Source organism: Streptococcus mitis (assembly GCF_000960005.1).
In the GTDB taxonomy this organism is placed as follows: Bacteria; Bacillota; Bacilli; order Lactobacillales; family Streptococcaceae; genus Streptococcus; species Streptococcus mitis_CK.
Genome location: NZ_JYGP01000002.1, coordinates 433672 through 451827, shown reverse-complemented (window position 1 = coordinate 451827; position 18156 = coordinate 433672). Strand labels below are relative to the sequence as shown.

Below are 18156 nucleotides of genomic sequence, written 5' to 3'. Positions count from 1 at the left end.
AAATATTTAATGTAGACATACGACTATTTTAAAGTTATTTCATATTTAAGGCTACTCCCCCTTCAGAGCTTCGAATTTCGCTTTCATGGTTGGATTTTTCCGGGTCAATTTTTTGACGGAAACATCTTCCAATTTATTGTTTGCAAGGCGGAGTTGGTTTTCAGATGTTGTTAGGAACTTTTTAACCTCTTCCATGCGTTTGATGGCCTTGTCGATTTCATCGATTGCCTTACCAAAGTTGGTAGAAGCTGAATTATAGTTCTTGGCAAAAGCTAGCTTAAAGGCATCCAAGTCTTCCTCAAAATGAGTGATGTCTATATTTTGCTCCCGAACCAAGGCCAACTCCTGCTTGTATTTTAGGGAATTTAGCGCCGCATTACGCAAGAGCCCAATCAATTGGATAAAGAATTGAGGACGAACCACATACATCTTTTCATACTCATGGCTGACGTCTACAATCCCTGTGTTAAAGTAGTCGTTATCTGCCTCTAGCATGGTCACCAAAACAGCATATTCGCAGTTCTTCTCCCGACGGTCCTTGTCTAATTCCTTGTAAAAATCCGCGTTCTTGTGCTTCTTCTCTGTTCCGTCCGCTTCATTTTTCATTTCAAACATGATGGAAATGATTTCAACCCCATTTTCGTCACATTCACGGAAGATAAAGTCCCCCTTAGAGCCACGCGCAGAGACCTTGTTATCCTTCTCAAAGTAGGCATTTGGAAAAGCAAAACTGCGGACCTTGTTAAACTCACTCTCTGCATAGTGTTCCAGACTTTCCCCGATAGCTTTTGTAGATTGTTGGGCTTTGAAATTCCTATAAAATTCGACTTGTTCGCTAGCTGCCTTGAGTTGAGCTTCGTAGTTTTGCTTGAGTGAAGCTAGAGATAACTCATTTTCCTTTTCTTGCAAGAGGAGCTGATTTTGGACTTGATCACGTTCTTTTTCAAGGTCAGAAAGGGTCTTTTGTAGTTGATTTTCATGTTCCAAACGCAAGGTGGCCAATTGGTTTTCCAAGGCCTGCACTTCCTTGTCCTTAGCCAAGAGAGCCTGATAGCTTGTCTGTTCAACTTCTTTCTTGGCCAATTCTTTTTCTGTATCAAAGTTTTGGATTTGGCTCTGTAATTGCGCAATTTCTTGGTCTTTTTGAGCTAGTTTAGACTGTTGTTCATTCATGGCCTTTTGCTCAGCCAAGGCCAGTTCCTGCTTCATGCGATTATGCAGTTCCTTATCAAACTCTGCCGTTCTCACTTGGGACAAGAGTTCGGCATACTGGCTTTCATTTACTGTAAATACTTCCCCACAGTTGGGACATTTGATTTCGTTCATATCGTTCCTCTTTCTAGACTTCTTTATCCATTATATCATGCCTGAGGGAAAATCAAAAACAGCGAGTCGAAACCCACTGTTTATCTTCTTTTTCTTTAAATTTTTTCCAAGGCCAAGCGCAAGTCTTCAATCAAATCTTCTACATTTTCAAGACCGATTGACAAGCGGATTTGATTTGGTGTGACACCTGCTGCTTCTAGGTCTTTTTCTGACAACTGACCGTGAGTGGTTGTCGCTGGATGGACAACAAGCGATTTGGCATCTGCTACGTTTGCAAGGTCAGAAAAGATTTCTAAATGATCAATTACCTTGCGAGCCTCTGTCTCTCCACCTTTAACATGGAAAGTAAAGATTGAGCCAACACCTTTTGGCAAGTATTTCTCAGCCAAGGCATGGTAAGGACTATCTGCTAGTTTTGGATAATTGACCTTTTCTACCTTAGGATGGTTGACAAGGAAATCAACAATTTTCTCTGCATTTTGTACATGACGTTCCACACGAAGTGAAAGGGTTTCAAGTCCTTGAAGCAAGAGGAAGGCATTAAATGGCGACAAGGCTGCACCTGTATCACGGAGCAATTGAACACGAACAGCGATAATAAAGGCAGCCGCACCTACATCACGAGTATAGCTCAAATTGTGGTAGCTTGGGTCTTCCTCAACAAATTGAGGGAATTTTCCTGAAGCCGCCCAGTCAAAACGACCGCTATCGACAATCACTCCACCAATAGTCGTACCATGCCCACCGATAAACTTAGTCGCAGAGTGAATAGCAATATCTACACCGTGAGAGAAGACGTTAATCAAATACGGTGTAGCAAAGGTATTATCTGAAATGAGAGGAATCTGATGCTTATGAGCAATCTCTGCCAATTTTTCCAAATCTGGAATGTTAATCAAGGGGTTGCCCAAGGTTTCAATCAAGACAAGCTTGGTATTGTCATTGATAGCTGCTTCTACTTCCTCCAAATTATCCACATCGACAAAGGTTGTTGTGATCCCATAACGAGGAAGGGTTTCTTTCAAGAGATTGAAAGTTCCACCGTAAATAGTTGATGCTGCTACGACATGGTCACCAGCATGGGCAAGTGCCAAAATCGTATAAGTCACTGCGGCCATACCTGATGCTGTTGCAAGAGCTCCCACACCACCTTCAAGGGCAGCAATTCTTTCTTCAAAGGCAGCCGTTGTAGGATTAGTAATACGAGTATAGATGTTGCCTGGTTTTCTCAAGGCAAAAAGATCGGCACCTTCCTGCGTATCATCAAAAACGAAGGATGTTGTTTGATAAATCGGCACTGCACGAGACTTGGTTGCTGGATCAACTACTTGCCCAGCATGCAATTGTAAGGTTTCAAATTTAAAATCACGAGTCATAAAACGACCTCCAAATAGTTTGATTAAGGATATTGTAGCACCTTAAGTTATAGTTTACAAATATCAGTTTTCTATATTTTGATATAAGAAATAGCTATTACTCTATTTTAAAAACGAAAAAAGCACGACTCAATCGTGCTCATTTTCTTAATCTACATAAGTATCTTCATTTTTATTGAGGAAGGCATATGGAAGACCCATCAGGAGGCCTCCTCCGATAAAGTTTCCGATGAAGGTTACACCCCAGTGACGAAGAATATTTCCAACACCGAAGTTAGCAATTGAATCAGCAGCAACACTGAATTTTACAATCGCGAAAGAAGCAAAGTTCGCCGCAATGTGCTCGTTTGTTAAGAATACAAACATGTAAATCGCTGACAACACAAGCCAAAGTTTGGCACCACCATCTTTGACCAAAACAAATGAAAGAATCGCAATATTTACGAAAATATTTGCCAAAATCGCCTCAAGCAAGATTAATTCATTTGAGCGGCCTAACTTCATCTCAACAACCCCTGATATGAAACTATCGTGAGTCAGATTTGCATAGGCTGCCGAATGAGCAAATCCCCAACCTGCTATCAAGGCTCCGATAAGGTTGAACAAGGTACAGTAAAGTAAAATCTCAGCTGTCTTTCTCCAAGAGATTTTTTTCAAGAAACTACCCGCAGTCAAGAACATCATGTTTGATGTTACCAACTCGGCATTCAAGAAAACAATGTAGGCCAATCCCCAAGCAAAGACAAATGGGAATAGGAAACGTCCACTACCTGATGCGATTTTATTAATCAAGTCAGCCCCAACTGCACCAGCAGCAGTACTGAAGGTTAAAAATGCACCTGCAAACATAGAACGAATCGCATACTTAAATTTGCTTTGACTGTAAAGACTTTCCTTCTTCTTGCAAGCAAATTCAATCTTTGAGATAAATTCTGAAGAAACCATAATAAACTCCTAAAACTTTTATTTGTGATAATTATAACATAAAATCGATATAATGAAAAGCCTTTCCTAATTGTATTTTTAATAAATTTATAAATCCAGCAATCGTTTACATTGTTTTAATAACAAGCTTTTAGAATTTTTTATTATCAGAATATTGAGGTTGCATGGAATAACTTTTATTCTACTTAATATATTTTGTTGTTACAATTTACAAAACGATTTTCTCTGCAAGCCTATTTTGTAAAAGAAAAAGAGAGAATCGTTCTGATTCTCCCTGATACACTGACTCTTCTTAATCAACATATGTATCTTCATTCTTATTTAGAAAGGCATACGGTAAACCAATCAGAAGACCTCCACCTATAAAGTTAGCAATAAAGGTTACACCCCAATGTCGAAGGATATTTGGAAGATCAAAGTGAGGTACTTGATTAGCAATCATGCTGAATTTCATAATACTAAAGGAAGCAAAATTGGCAGCGATGTGCTCATTGGACAAGAAGACAAACATGGAAATAGCTGATAAAATGATCCATAGTTTGGCAGCACCGTCTTTGACTAATATAGATGAGAGAATGGCAATATTTACAAATACATTGGCAAGAATTCCCTCAAGCAGGACTAAATCACTTGGACGCGCCAATTTCTTGGCTACAAGCTTAGGAAGGAAACTATCATGGGTCAAATGCGAAAAGGCTGACGAGTTGGCAAAGGCCCATCCAGCCACCAAAGCACCAATGAGATTAAACAAAGTACAATAAAGTAAAATAATAATTGCCTTTTTCCAATCAATTTTTTTCAAAAATGCACCTGCTGTTAAATACATCATATTGGAAGTTACCAATTCCGCATTTAGGAAGACAATATAAACCAGCCCCCAAGCAAAAACAAATGGGAACAGGAAATACCCACTACTTGGAACAATACTATTAAGTAAATCTGCACCAATAGCACCAGCAGCTGTACTGAAGGTTAAAAAAGCACCTGCAAACATAGAACGAATCGCATACTTTAACTTACTTTGCTTGAAAAGACTTTCTTTCTTGTGGCAATAATAATCAATCTTCGAAATAAACTCTGACGAACTCATAAACGTCTCCTATTTTTTTATATTTAGTATTATAACAAAAAATATTAAAATAGGTAATTGTTTTTGAAAAATGCTAGTATTTGTATTGATTTATCATTACTTAACATGCTTATAAAGCAATATAAAAAGAACCAGTAAAATAAAATGTTTACTGATTCTTTAACTATTAATAGCGTTGTTTATATGGTTGATTGAAAGCTGTTAGAATTTCTTCAGGGGTTTGTGAATAATCTTTTTCTTCTTTTAAGTCACCTTTAACGATAATCCGTTCTGTCGCATCATAGTCAACACAGGTTACAAGTGTGATTTCATCAACACCATTACGGTCATCAATCTCGTCAACTCGATCTGGAGTCACATGCTTCACTTCACGGATTTCGTAGGTATAAACTTTATCCTTATCAGTTAGATAAATTTTCATCCCATTTTTAGCGCGTGCCAGTGGGGAAAAAAGCATTTGACTGGCATTTTCCGCAGTGAAAATGTGATGGCTAGCAAGTGAATAGTTTCCTTTCCCCATCACTTGATCACGCTTCATTGTACCTGCACCATAGAAGAGATTAACATTATCCAGTCCCTTAAAAATAGGCAAGTTAATTTCTACCTCAGGGACAGCAATTCCACCGATAACTGGCAATTTTTGCGAATCCCATTGTGAGGACAAGACAGCTTCTGACGAGATGGCTTTTACGGAATCAAAGTCAAAATTCCCTTCTGTATCTTGATTTTCTTCCAATTTTTCTTTTGATACTTGGCTGACTTGGTATTTATTGGTATTCCAAACCATGAACATATCACGAATTTTTGAATTGAAAATCAAAGCTACTGACAAGAGGATTAAAAAACCTGCCAAGATATTGATTAGTAAATTTTTACGGTTTGTTTTCTTTTTGTTCTTTTTATGAGGCATTATGCTTCACCTTCTGTTTCGTTTTCTGTCCCAACCTCTTCTTTTTCTGCCGCTGTAACCGTAGTAAAGGTTACAATTTTAGCATCTTGGTCCAGGCGCATCACTTTAACTCCCATAGTTGAGCGACCTGTTTGTGAAATATTGGCAACGTTGGTTCGAATCATGACACCTGTATCAGTGATAATCATCAAATCTTCATCACCTTTAACTGTCATAAGACCAGCAAGGGAACCATTCTTTTCCGTAATTTTAGCAGTTTGCATCCCTTTACCACCACGACCTTTAGTTGGATATTCAGTCGCAACTGTGCGCTTACCATATCCTTTGTCTGTGATGATAAGAACCTCGTCCTGGTCTGTAATCACACTAGCACCAACAACTGTGTCCCCCTCACGGAGATTAACACCTTTCACACCCGTAGCGATACGGCTCATTCCACGAACGGCTGATTGATTAAAGCGAACTGCATAACCAAACTTGGTACCAATGATAATATCCGTATCTTCTTCTGTCAGTAAGACATTAATCAATTCATCTTCATCCTTGAGGTTCAAAGCCTTGAGACCATTCTGGCGAATGTTAGCAAATTCCTTAACGCTGGTTCTCTTCACAATACCATGACGGGTTGTGAAGAAGAGGTAAGCATCATCACTGCGTTCAGACTCAACATTGATGATGGTTTGAATACTTTCGCCTTCATCCAATTTCAAAAGATTGACAATCGGCAAGCCCTTAGCAGTACGGCCATACTCAGGAATTTCATAGCCTTTCAGGCGATAAACACGGCCTTTATTTGTAAAGAAGAGTAGGTGATCATGGGTGCTAGTCGACACTAACTCACGAACAAAATCGTCATCCTTAACACCTGTTCCTTGAACACCGCGGCCACCACGTTTTTGAGCGGTGAACTCAGCTTGGTCGAGACGTTTGATGTATCCCTTGTTAGAAAGTGTAATCAAGACATCCGTTTCTTCAATCAAGTCCTCATCTTCGAGGCTTAAGACTTCACCAACCATCAATTCCGTACGACGTTGGTCACCAAATTTACGCTTGACTTCGTCTAATTCATCTTTAATGATTTGAGAAACACGTTCTGGCTTAGCTAGAATATCTGCTAAATCTGCAATCAGAGCCAAGAGGTCATCATACTCAGACTGAATCTTATCGCGTTCCAAACCTGTCAAACGACGAAGACGCATATCAAGAATGGCTTGACTTTGACGTTCAGATAACTTGAATTTGCTCATCAACTCAGCTTGTGCTTCCGCATCCGTTTCACTAGCACGGATGATACGAATCACCTCGTCGATATGGTCTAGTGCAATTAAGAGACCTTCTAAGATATGAGCACGCGCTTCCGCTTTTTCCTTATCAAAACGGGTACGACGAACAACCACTTCTTTTTGATGCTCAATATAAGCATCCAAAATCTGACGAAGGGACAAAATCTTCGGTACCCCATTTTGGATAGCAAGCATATTAAAACCAAAATTAGTTTGCATCTGGGTCATCTTGAAGAGGTTGTTGAGGATAACATTGGCTGAGGCATCGCGCTTGACTTCAATAACAAATCGAACACCTTCACGGTTTGACTCATCACGTACTGCTGTAATCCCCTCAATACGCTTTTCCTGAACCAAACGAACAATATGCTCATGTACCTTTGTTTTGTTGACCATGTAAGGGAATTCTGTTACAACAATGCGCTCACGGCCAGTCTTAGTTTCTTCGATTTCAGTACGAGAACGTAGGACAATAGAACCTTTACCTGTTTCATAAGCCTTATGAATGCCTGATTTCCCCATGACGAGGGCACCAGTTGGAAAATCTGGCCCAGGCAAGACTTCCATCAAATCCTTAGTGGTCACTTCAGGATTGTCCATGACCAACTTCACAGCATCAATGGTTTCTCCCAAGTTATGAGGTGGAATATTGGTCGCCATACCGACAGCGATACCAGTTGCTCCATTAACCAAAAGATTAGGAAAGCGCGCTGGCAAGACCAAGGGTTCACGTTCATTGGCATCATAGTTATCAACGAAGTCAACCGTATTTTTATTGATATCACGAAGCATCTCTAGAGCAATCTTGCTCATACGTGCCTCAGTATAACGCTGGGCGGCAGCACCATCACCATCCATGGAACCAAAGTTCCCATGACCATCTACAAGCATGTAACGGTAACTCCACCATTGAGCCATACGGACCATGGCTTCATAGATAGAGGAATCCCCGTGTGGGTGATATTTACCCATGACATCCCCAGTAATACGAGCAGATTTTTTATGTGGTTTGTCTGGAGTAACACCCAATTCATTCATTCCATAGAGAATCCGACGGTGAACAGGTTTCAAGCCATCTCGAACATCAGGAAGGGCTCGCGCTACGATAACACTCATGGCGTAGTCGATAAAGCTCGTCTTCATCTCCTTTGTCAGATTGACATTCACTAAATTTCTATCCTGCATTAATAAATGCCTCATTTCACTATTAGTAATTAACTATATTATACCATAATGTCCGCTATATTTCAGGTATCTAAAATCACTAAAACGTTTACATCAAGAACTGAAATGCATATCCGTGACAAAGCTTTTCAAAAGTGATAAAATTGAAATAACTGGGGAAATCCCTGAATAAAATTAAGGAGATGTTTAGAATAATGACTTCAACTAAACAACACAAAAAAGTTATCCTTGTCGGTGATGGCGCTGTAGGTTCTTCTTACGCTTTTGCACTTGTTAACCAAGGAATTGCACAAGAGCTTGGAATTATCGAAATTCCACAATTGCATGAAAAAGCTGTTGGTGATGCACTTGACCTTAGTCATGCCCTTGCCTTCACTTCACCTAAAAAAATCTATGCAGCTCAATACTCTGACTGTGCAGACGCTGACCTTGTTGTAATCACTGCAGGTGCGCCTCAAAAACCAGGTGAAACTCGTCTTGACCTTGTAGGTAAAAACCTTGCTATCAACAAATCAATTGTAACTCAAGTTGTTGAATCAGGTTTCAAAGGTATCTTCCTTGTTGCTGCTAACCCAGTTGACGTCTTGACTTACTCAACTTGGAAATTCTCTGGATTCCCTAAAGAACGCGTTATCGGTTCAGGTACTTCACTTGACTCAGCTCGTTTCCGTCAAGCACTTGCTGAAAAATTGGATGTTGATGCTCGTTCAGTCCACGCCTACATTATGGGTGAACACGGTGACTCTGAGTTCGCTGTTTGGTCACACGCTAACATCGCTGGTGTAAACCTTGAAGAATTCCTTAAAGACACTCAAAATGTTCAAGAAGCTGAATTGATTGAATTGTTCGAAGGTGTTCGTGATGCAGCTTACACAATCATCAACAAAAAAGGTGCAACATACTACGGTATCGCAGTAGCCCTTGCTCGTATTACTAAAGCAATCCTTGACGATGAAAACGCAGTACTTCCACTTTCAGTATTCCAAGAAGGTCAATACGGAGTTAAAAACGTCTTTATCGGTCAACCAGCTGTTGTAGGTGCACATGGTATTGTTCGTCCAGTAAATATCCCATTGAACGACGCAGAAACTCAAAAAATGCAAGCATCTGCTAAAGAATTGCAAGCTATCATTGACGAAGCATGGAAAAACCCAGAATTCCAAGCTGCTTCTAAAAACTAATTTAGATAGAAATAACTCCTTGACTCATCAGGGAGTTATTTTTTATCTCTATCTTAACTAAACATTTTATGAAGTTTATGTAAAAAACAACATAACTTTAAAAGCTATCATGTCACAGTTTGGGCATAAATCCGAAAAACCACCAATTAGATCTATACTCACGTTACAAAAGGTCTGGAGTAAGCAGTGCTTGACGCACTTGATACTGTCGCATTAAATCGAAAGTAAAAAGTTTTGCCCCATTTTTGCCCCATGGACAAAAAAAGCCCATCATACAGGCTAGAAAGCTTAATATGATAGGCTTTTTATTTTAATTAACGTACTGTGCGGATACGCATTGTGTTTGTACGTACAGCTTCTCCAAGTGGTACACCAGCTACGATAACGATATCATCACCAGATTGTACAAGACCTGCTTCAACTGCTTTACGTTCAGCAATTTCAAACATATCGTCAGTTGATGATGGAGCATCTGTCAACATTGGGATAACACCCCAGTTCAACATCAATCCACGTTCTGTCAATTCGTCGAATGTCAATGCCAAGATATCAGCATTTGGACGGTATTTAGAGATCAAACGTGCAGTGTGACCTGTCTTAGTAAGAGTTACAACCAATTTAATGTCCATTGAGTTAGTAGCATCTTTAACAGCTGAAGCCATTACTTCTGTCTTAGAGTTACGTTCAAATGAATCTGAGTTCAAGCGACCGTATTCGTTAAGAAGAGTTTGAGCGTTCTTGTCGATTGTAGCCATTGTAGTTACTGACTCAAGTGGGTATTTACCGTTTGCAGACTCACCTGAAAGCATTGTAGCGTCAGTACCGTCGATAACAGCGTTGAATACGTCTGATACTTCTGAACGAGTTGCACGTGGTTTTTCAGTCATTGTTTCAAGCATGTTTGTTGCAGTAATAACAACTTTACCTGCAGCATTAACTTTCTTGATGATCATTTTTTGGTAAACTGGAACCATTTCGAATGGTACTTCGATACCCATGTCACCACGAGCAATCATGATACCATCAGCAGCTTCGATGATTTCATCCAAGTTGTCGATACCTTGTTGGTTTTCGATTTTAGCGAACAATTGAACATGTCCGTTTCCAGTTTCTTCACAGATTGCACGAACTTCGTTCACATCTTTTGCAGTACGTACGAATGAAATAGCGATGAAGTTGATACCTTGTTCAAGACCAAAGCGGATATCATCGTTATCACGTTCAGCAAGTGCTGGGAAAGGAATTTTAGTGTTAGGGATGTTAACACCTTTTTGTTTAGCAATTACGCCATCGTTTTCAACTTCAACTTCAAATTCACGAGTTGCATCATCTTTAGCAACCACACGAAGACCAAGTTTACCATCGTCAACCAAAACTTGACGACCAACTTCAACATCATCATAGATATCAAGAGCACCAGCAACGTTCAATGCAATCACATCACGAGTTGATTTGATTCCTTGTTTAGTTGCAACACGGATTTTCTCACCAGTTTTGTATGAATACTCTTTAGCTTCACCTTCGAACAATTCTGTACGGATTTCTGGTCCTTTTGTATCAAGAAGGAAACCAACTTTTTTACCTGCAAGTTGTTCTGCAAGTTTAACAGTTGCCATACGCTCACCTTGTTCTTGGTGGTCACCGTGTGAGAAGTTGAAACGGAATGTGTTAGCACCAGCTTCAATCAATTTAGCAATGTTTTTAGCTGAAGCTTCAACATCAAGTTTTTCGCCCCAGTATCCGTCATCACCGAATTTTTTACCACCACGGATTTCTACCGCAGGTCCCAAAGTTGCAACGATTTTTACACGTTTGTTCATGATTTTTGTGACTCCTTTATATATATGACCTTTTTGGTCTTATTAACTAAATTATAAATTATGACAAGCTCTTATTCAAGCTAGATAGCTCAAGGTCAGCCTTGTGTGGGTTGTTAACCACAATCTTACCATCTGCAGTAAGGCTAAACAATGCTCCTTCTTCTGCAGTTCCAAGAATTGGGTTTTCAACCATTTTCTCGTTACGAATACCAACCGCAACACCACCGATACCTTCTTTAAGAAGTTTAACAGCATGTGCACCCATACGTGATGCCAAAACACGGTCACGCGCAGTTGGAGAACCACCACGTTGAATATGTCCAAGTTCTGTCACACGAAGGTCGCTTGTATCCCCAGCTTCTTTTAGTTTTTGACCAAATTCAGCTGCTGACATCACACCTTCAGCCAAGACGATAATGTTGTGTTTTTTACCACACTCATAACCACATTTAATGCTTTCTACGATATCTTCAATCTTGAAGTCTTCTTCAGGAATGATGATTTCATCAGCACCAGTTGCGATACCTGCCCAAAGAGCGATATCACCTGCGTTACGTCCCATAACTTCGATAACAAAAGTACGACGGTGACTTGATGATGTATCACGAATCTTATCGATAGCGTCCATAGCAGTAGTAACAGCTGTGTCAAAACCGATTGTGAAGTCAGTACCAACGATATCGTTATCGATTGTACCTGGAAGACCGATAGCTGGGAAGCCATGCTCAGTCAAACGCATAGCACCGTGGTAAGATCCGTCACCACCGATAACAACTACACCTTCAATCCCGTGTTTTTTCAATTGCTCAATCCCTTTAAGTTGCCCTTCAAGTTGAGCGAACTCTGGGTAGCGAGCTGAGTGAAGGAAAGTACCACCACGAGAAATGATGTCTCCTACTGAAGCTGCATCTAGGGGATGAATTTCACCGGCAACCATACCAGCATATCCATCATAGATACCAAACACTTCCATTCCTTCTGAAATTGCTTGACGAACAACTGCTCGGATGGCAGCATTCATACCAGGGGCGTCTCCACCACTAGTCAAAACAGCAATACGTTTCATTTGGTTATGCTCCTTTTTCTTTTAACATTCTTACTGATTATACCACATTTACATTGAAAATTCTTCTATTTTCCGTAATTTTAGCGATAAATCGTTTTCATAACGATTTCATCCAATTTCACTTCTAATTCATCAGATTTAGCTACAAAATGGTTGGGAGAAACAATTGTTCTCTGTTCCTCTTCATACCTGATAATGACTGGGATTGAGCCTTTAAACTGGTCTAAAATACGTGACATTTCTTGATCCGAGTCATGATTTTTCACCTGAATCCAGAAGCGTTCAGCCACTGCTTCTCTTATTTCTTGTGCAATCATTTGCAGACGACCGTCACGAGACTGGACTTTCCCTTTGATATAGTAGAAGGCTCCTTCTCTTACTTCCTGTCCAACCTGTCGATATAAATCTGAAAAGAGGGTAACATCCAATTTTTTCTTACTGTCATCCACCTGTAAGAAAGCCATATTTTCACCCTTTTTAGTACGAATTACTTTTATCTTCTGAACCTCAACCAAGATAATAGCATAGCTATTTTCTGACAAATTACTAATAGGAGTAATCGGATAAATAGCCTTACTTGCAATAGCTTGTAGAGGATGTTTGCTCACTCCTACTCCTAGAAGCTCTTGTTCCATGTAGAATTTTTCTTGCTCCGACCAGTCCTCCGAATCTTGCCAACTATAGATGGTCTCTCCAAATAAGCTTCCTAACACTTTCACAAATTCAAATAGATTAACTAAATTATTGAATACTTTTTGACGATTTTTTTCAAATGAATCGAAAAGACCAACTTTTACCAAAGGTTCCAGCAAGGGAAGTTTCAAATAATTCTCAGGTAGTTTAGATAAAAAATCTTCAATGTTAGAATAGGGTCGATGTTCGATAATCCAAAGCGCCAAATCCTTGCTGAGCCCCTTAATCGATTTCAAACCTAGATAGATAGACTTGTTGGCAATTTTATCGTGATAGGGAATAGTATTGATGGACAATGGGGCTACTTCAAAACCTGCTTCTAAGGCATCTGTTACATAATCACTGTTGGCAGAATTCAACATAATCTGATAAAAGATGGCTGGATAATGCTTTTTAAAATAAGCCAACTGGAAGGCCAAGGCTGAGTAGGCGTAGGCGTGTGACCTGTTAAATCCATAACCTGCAAACTTCTCCATAACATCAAAAACCTGCTCTGCTTTTTCCGCAGTATGACCAGCTTCTATGGAGCCTTGAATAAAGGAAGTCCTCATCTCATGCATAGCAGAGGCATCCTTTTTACCCATAGCCCGGCGCAAAATATCGGCTTTCCCAAGACTAAATCCAGCAAATCGCTGAGCAACCTGCATAACCTGCTCCTGATAGAGCATAATGCCATAAGTTGGAGCCAAAATATCCTCCAGAGCTGGATCTAGAACAGTCACTTCTTCCTGCCCATGTTTTCTAGCTACAAAATTATTGATATAATCACTAGCACCTGGTCGATTTAGGGAAGTAGTTGCTACGACATCTTCAAAACAGACTGGTTGCACACGTTTGAGCAAGCGAATGGCACCAGGTTGTTCAAATTGAAAGATACCTTTTGTATTGCCAGATGCAAAAAGAGCTAACGTTTCTTTGTCTTCCAAATCAATTTCTTCTATTTTTATATGAATACCTTCTGTTTCAGCAAGCAACTCTTGCATTTTCTGAACAAAGGTCAAATTTCGTAGCCCCAGAAAATCCATCTTCAAAAGTCCACTCGCTTCGACTCCATGAGCATCATATTGAGTCAGTGGAATTTCGTCACCATGCTTTAGAGGGATGTAATTGGTCAAATCTTGGTCACTGATTACAACACCAGCCGCATGGACAGAGGTTTGTCTTGGATAGCCCTCAATCTTGCAAGCAATCTCAAAGGCTTTTTGGTATTCTAACTTACTATTAATTTGCTGACGAAACTGCAGATTGCCCTCATAGGCTGACTTAAGATTGTCCCGAAAACTGATTTTCTTAGTAATTGCAGATAATTCATACTCGGGCACACCAAAGCGTTTCAATACATCTCGAAGAGCTTGCTTAGCCCCAAAGGTAGAAAAAGTAACGATTTGAGCAGCATGTTTACTGCCATATTTATTGCCAACATACCTGATAAAATCTGGACGATAAATATCAGGAATATCAATATCAATATCAGGCATAGTATAGCGTTCACGATTGAGGAAACGTTCAAAAATCAGATTTTTCTCTACTGGGTCAATCCCTGTAATGTCTAGAGCATAGGAAACCAAGCTACCAACTGCGGAACCTCGTCCCATTCCCATATAATAGCCATTCGAACGTCCAAAACGCAATAAATCCCAAACAACCAAGAAATAATCATCAAAGCCCATATCATGAATAACAGCCAATTCTTGGTCTAGACGGTCTTGATATTCTTTACCAGTTAACCTCTTCTGAGCAAGCCCCAATTCAGCACGTTCTCTCAACTCTTCTACTGCTGGTCTAGCTGGATTAAAACGAGGCAGTTTCAGACTAGTATCCAAGTTATAAGAGATACCTGAAATCAGCTTTTCTAAGTTTTCCAAGGCTTGAGGAAAACGTTCTTGGAATAGTTTCTCTAAAGAACTTGCTGATATAAAAACATCTTGTCTCGAACGCAAAGGGACTTCTCTGAGCGGTAGGTTTTCTTTAATCGCTGTTAATACTTGAAGAACTTCTCTATCCTTACTTTCAAATGTATTGACCCGATACAATGGCAAAATAGGATGGTGAAATTCGCTGGCCAGTGTTTCTGGGTAAACCCCTATATAGTAATCACAGCCTAGATTTAATAACTCAAGTTCTTCAAAATAAGGCACAATTATCGCAATATCCTCTAGATACTGAGATAGAACTGACCAACTTTTCTCCCCCTGCATCTTGGCTGTTGATAGTTTCATCAACTGCTGATAGCCCACACTAGATAAAGCTAAAAAGCGCAGATTCACATCCTTACCATCTACAAGCACATTCATTTCAAGCCCTAATAAAGGATGAATGCTGTATTTTTTTGTAACCTCTAGAAAGTCGAAAGCTCCATAAAGATTGTCAATATCCATCATAGCCAGATGAGTGTATCCATAGTCTTTTGCTACTCTCACATACTTGTCGATTGAAATGACACTCTCCATAAAACTATAGACTGTTTTTGTATCTAGTTGTGCAATCAATTTACAGTTCTCCTCTATCGTTCTCACTATATTATACCATTTTCTTTAAATTTCTATTAGTATTACTGATGCTTTAATATCTAATAACTCAAATCATAGTTGACTAGACGATCCTTGCCCGATTTTCAACAGCATCACTAATATTTTTGTATTTAAGCTTATCATTTTACTTGTTTATTTCATAAGTACTTATTTTTATTTATTATAATTTCTGTTAATTTTTATAGTTTCTTTTCTCTCTATTTTTTGATATAATAACCTTAATATATTTCATAAATAGGAGGTTTTATGCGTTTTAATCAATTCAGCTATTTTGCGCTACCTAGAGATACAATTATCTTTGAATTAAAAAAGTATGGATTCTATTTACCGGTCAACATTACAAATAAAAAAACGCTTGAAGCGTTTCTTATTCGTTTCTTTTTTAATTACAAAGATAGCACCTATCCCCTATCCAGTTTAGCAGTTGATAAAGAAACTGACTTACTGACATTTTTTCAGTCAGACAAAGAACTGACTGCAAATATTTTCTATACTGTAGTCTTTCAACTTTTAGGTTTTTCTTATTTGGTTGACTTTGAAGACAGTGATGTTTTTCGTAAAGAGACTGGATTTCCTATTGTATACGGTGACTTGATTGAAAATCTCTATCAGTTACTCAATACTCGCACCAAAAAGGGGAATACCCTTATCGACCAACTTGTCAGTGACGGTCTTATTCCTGAGGATAATGACTATCACTACTTTAACGGTAAGAGTTTGGCTACTTTTTCTAGCCATGATGTCATTCGTGAAGTTGTTTACGTTGAGACTCGTGTCGATACTGACCGAAAAGGGCTACCAGACTTAGTCAAGGTCAGCATTATTCGTCCTCGTTATGACGGGCAAATCCCTGCTATCATGACTGCAAGTCCCTATCATCAGGGAACAAATGACAAGGCTAGCGACAAGGCTCTCTACAAGATGGAGGGCGAGCTCGAGGTTAAGTCTCCTCACAAGATCGAGTTAGAGGAACCTCAACTAAATCTCATCCAACCCCAAGATCAAGCTGAAGTTGTGGCAGAAAGTGAGGAAAAGCTAAGTCACATCAACTCTAGCTATACACTCAACGACTACTTCCTTCCACGAGGTTTTGCTAATCTCTATGTGTCAGGTGTTGGTACCAAAGACTCCACAGGTTTCATGACTAATGGAGACTACCAGCAAATCGAGGCTTATAAAAATGTCATCGATTGGCTTAATGGTCGTTGTCGTGCCTTCACTGACCACACGCGCCAACGTCAAGTCAAGGCTGACTGGTCAAACGGGAAAGTAGCCACAACGGGACTTTCCTATCTAGGTACCATGTCCAATGGTCTTGCGACTACAGGTGTAGATGGTTTAGAAGTTATCATTGCCGAGGCTGGTATTTCTTCGTGGTACAACTACTACCGTGAAAACGGTCTGGTAACTAGCCCAGGTGGTTACCCAGGTGAGGACTTTGATTCCCTTGCTGAACTGACCTACTCTCGCAATCTCTTGGCCGGCGACTATATCCGTGGTAATGAGGCTCACCAAGCTGACTTAGAAAAAGTAAAAGAGCAGTTAGATCGCAAATCTGGTGACTACAATCAATTTTGGCATGACCGCAACTATCTGCTCAATGCTGATAAAGTAAAGGCAGAGGTTGTCTTTACCCATGGTTCACAGGATTGGAATGTCAAACCACTTCATGTTTACCAGATGTTCCATGCTCTTCCTACTCATATAAATAAGCACCTCTTTTTCCATAATGGTGCCCATGTTTATATGAATAACTGGCAATCCATTGATTTCCGTGAGTCCATGAATGCCTTACTGACTAAGAAATTATTGGGACAGGAAACAGATTATCAGCTTCCGACTGTTATCTGGCAGGACAATACCGCTCCTCAGACTTGGTTAACACTTGGTACCTTCGGTGAGCAAGAAAACTTCGAAACCTTCTCACTTGGTCAAGAAGAACAGATTATTCAAAACCAGTACTCAGATAAAGATTTTGAGCGTTATAGTAAGACATATCAGACCTTCAATACAGAACTCTATCAAGGGAAAGCCAATCAAATTACTATTGACCTTCCTGTAACCAAAGATCTTCACTTGAACGGTCGTGCCCAACTCAATCTTCGTATCAAATCCAGTACAAATAAGGGGCTCTTATCTGCCCAACTGCTAGAATTTGGACAGAAGAAATACCTACAACCTTATCCAGCTGTATTAAGTGCTAGAACCATTGACAACGGTCGCTACCACATGTTGGAAAATCTCTGTGAATTACCTTTTAGACCAAATGCACAACGAGTCGTGACAAAAGGCTATCTCAATTTGCAAAATAGAAATGATTTACTGTTAGTAGAGGATATTACTGCAGATGAATGGATGGATATCCAGTTTGAACTGCAACCGACTATTTACAAGTTAAAAGAAGGAGACACTCTCCGTTTAGTCCTCTATACTACTGACTTTGAAATCACCATACGTGACAACACCGCTTACCACCTGACTGTTGATCTTGAACAGTCTACTCTTATCCTACCTTGTCAAAAGGTATAATATATCAGAATTTCAATATGGAACTATTTCCACTTGAACAGTCTAAGGAAACATAAACTTAGTATCAAATTCACTCTCAAAGAAGGACTTGTGATAAGCCCATAACTGGAGTTTGAACAAAAGATACCGCCCCATAACCAACATGTGTGACCCTCTATCATACACGCTACCACACCACATGTTGGAAAATCTCTGTGATTTGACATTAATCGTAAATTCAC

General features: G+C 39.6%; 11 protein-coding genes. 2 read left to right on the top strand and 9 right to left on the bottom strand.

The window, feature by feature from the left end:
• Positions 1 to 51 precede the first annotated feature (51 nt).
• From TZ90_RS03585 to gyrA, 6 genes are all read right to left on the bottom strand, one after another.
• Positions 52 to 1326 (bottom strand): DUF2130 domain-containing protein, encoded by a 1275-nt coding sequence (locus tag TZ90_RS03585; RefSeq protein ID WP_045611512.1) that lies wholly within the window; start codon positions 1324 to 1326, stop codon positions 52 to 54.
• Between the two features lie 95 nt (positions 1327 to 1421).
• A complete protein-coding gene (locus tag TZ90_RS03580) occupies positions 1422 to 2702 on the bottom strand; it encodes an O-acetylhomoserine aminocarboxypropyltransferase/cysteine synthase family protein (protein WP_045611510.1) in 1281 nt (426 codons plus the stop codon).
• A gap of 147 nt (positions 2703 to 2849) precedes the next feature.
• Positions 2850 to 3647 carry a formate/nitrite transporter family protein gene (locus tag TZ90_RS03575; protein WP_045611509.1) on the bottom strand — a complete coding sequence of 266 codons (798 nt, stop codon included), beginning with the start codon at positions 3645 to 3647 and terminating at the stop codon, positions 2850 to 2852.
• 292 nt (positions 3648 to 3939) lie between these two features.
• Entirely contained in the window at positions 3940 to 4737 is a 798-nt protein-coding gene (locus tag TZ90_RS03570) for a formate/nitrite transporter family protein (RefSeq protein WP_045611508.1), read from the bottom strand.
• Between the two features lie 166 nt (positions 4738 to 4903).
• The gene (locus TZ90_RS03565; protein WP_045611507.1) at positions 4904 to 5647 is read right to left on the bottom strand and encodes a class A sortase; all 744 of its coding nucleotides are present in this window, start codon (positions 5645 to 5647) and stop codon (positions 4904 to 4906) included.
• Positions 5647 to 8115: a DNA gyrase subunit A gene (gene gyrA / locus TZ90_RS03560; protein ID WP_001154038.1), complete on the bottom strand. Its 2469-nt coding sequence runs from the start codon at positions 8113 to 8115 to the stop codon at positions 5647 to 5649. The genes TZ90_RS03565 and gyrA overlap by 1 nt, the downstream gene beginning before the upstream one ends.
• A gap of 194 nt (positions 8116 to 8309) precedes the next feature.
• Between gyrA and TZ90_RS03555 the strand changes: the two genes are divergently transcribed.
• A complete protein-coding gene (locus TZ90_RS03555) occupies positions 8310 to 9296 on the top strand; it encodes an L-lactate dehydrogenase (RefSeq protein WP_000204728.1) in 987 nt (328 codons plus the stop codon).
• A gap of 314 nt (positions 9297 to 9610) precedes the next feature.
• Here the strand turns inward: TZ90_RS03555 and pyk are convergent, their stop codons facing one another.
• The 3 genes from pyk to TZ90_RS03540 form a co-directional block, all read right to left on the bottom strand.
• The gene (pyk, locus tag TZ90_RS03550) at positions 9611 to 11116 is read right to left on the bottom strand and encodes a pyruvate kinase (protein WP_001042798.1); all 1506 of its coding nucleotides are present in this window, start codon (positions 11114 to 11116) and stop codon (positions 9611 to 9613) included.
• A 58-nt stretch (positions 11117 to 11174) separates the two neighbouring features.
• On the bottom strand, positions 11175 to 12182 hold the full coding sequence (gene pfkA / locus TZ90_RS03545; RefSeq protein ID WP_000820860.1) for a 6-phosphofructokinase: 1008 nt from the start codon (positions 12180 to 12182) through the stop codon (positions 11175 to 11177).
• Between the two features lie 80 nt (positions 12183 to 12262).
• Positions 12263 to 15364, bottom strand: coding sequence for a DNA polymerase III subunit alpha (locus TZ90_RS03540; protein ID WP_045611506.1), 3102 nt, complete (start codon positions 15362 to 15364; stop codon positions 12263 to 12265).
• Between the two features lie 288 nt (positions 15365 to 15652).
• Here TZ90_RS03540 and TZ90_RS03535 point away from each other — a divergent pair, with 288 nt between their 5' ends.
• Entirely contained in the window at positions 15653 to 17935 is a 2283-nt protein-coding gene (locus TZ90_RS03535; RefSeq protein ID WP_045611504.1) for a Xaa-Pro dipeptidyl-peptidase, read from the top strand.
• Positions 17936 to 18156: the final 221 nt, after the last annotated feature.

Bases quoted from the DNA above. Each gene is read 5' to 3' on its own strand.
- TZ90_RS03565 (WP_045611507.1), bottom strand. From the start codon at position 5,647: ATGCCTCATAAAAAGAACAAAAAGAAAACAAACCGTAAAAATTTACTA.
- TZ90_RS03555 (WP_000204728.1), top strand. From the start codon at position 8,310: ATGACTTCAACTAAACAACACAAAAAAGTTATCCTTGTCGGTGATGGC.
- TZ90_RS03575 (WP_045611509.1), bottom strand. From the start codon at position 3,647: ATGGTTTCTTCAGAATTTATCTCAAAGATTGAATTTGCTTGCAAGAAG.
- TZ90_RS03585 (WP_045611512.1), bottom strand. From the start codon at position 1,326: ATGAACGAAATCAAATGTCCCAACTGTGGGGAAGTATTTACAGTAAAT.
- pyk (WP_001042798.1), bottom strand. From the start codon at position 11,116: ATGAACAAACGTGTAAAAATCGTTGCAACTTTGGGACCTGCGGTAGAA.
- TZ90_RS03580 (WP_045611510.1), bottom strand. From the start codon at position 2,702: ATGACTCGTGATTTTAAATTTGAAACCTTACAATTGCATGCTGGGCAA.
- pfkA (WP_000820860.1), bottom strand. From the start codon at position 12,182: ATGAAACGTATTGCTGTTTTGACTAGTGGTGGAGACGCCCCTGGTATG.
- TZ90_RS03570 (WP_045611508.1), bottom strand. From the start codon at position 4,737: ATGAGTTCGTCAGAGTTTATTTCGAAGATTGATTATTATTGCCACAAG.
- TZ90_RS03535 (WP_045611504.1), top strand. From the start codon at position 15,653: ATGCGTTTTAATCAATTCAGCTATTTTGCGCTACCTAGAGATACAATT.
- gyrA (WP_001154038.1), bottom strand. From the start codon at position 8,115: ATGCAGGATAGAAATTTAGTGAATGTCAATCTGACAAAGGAGATGAAG.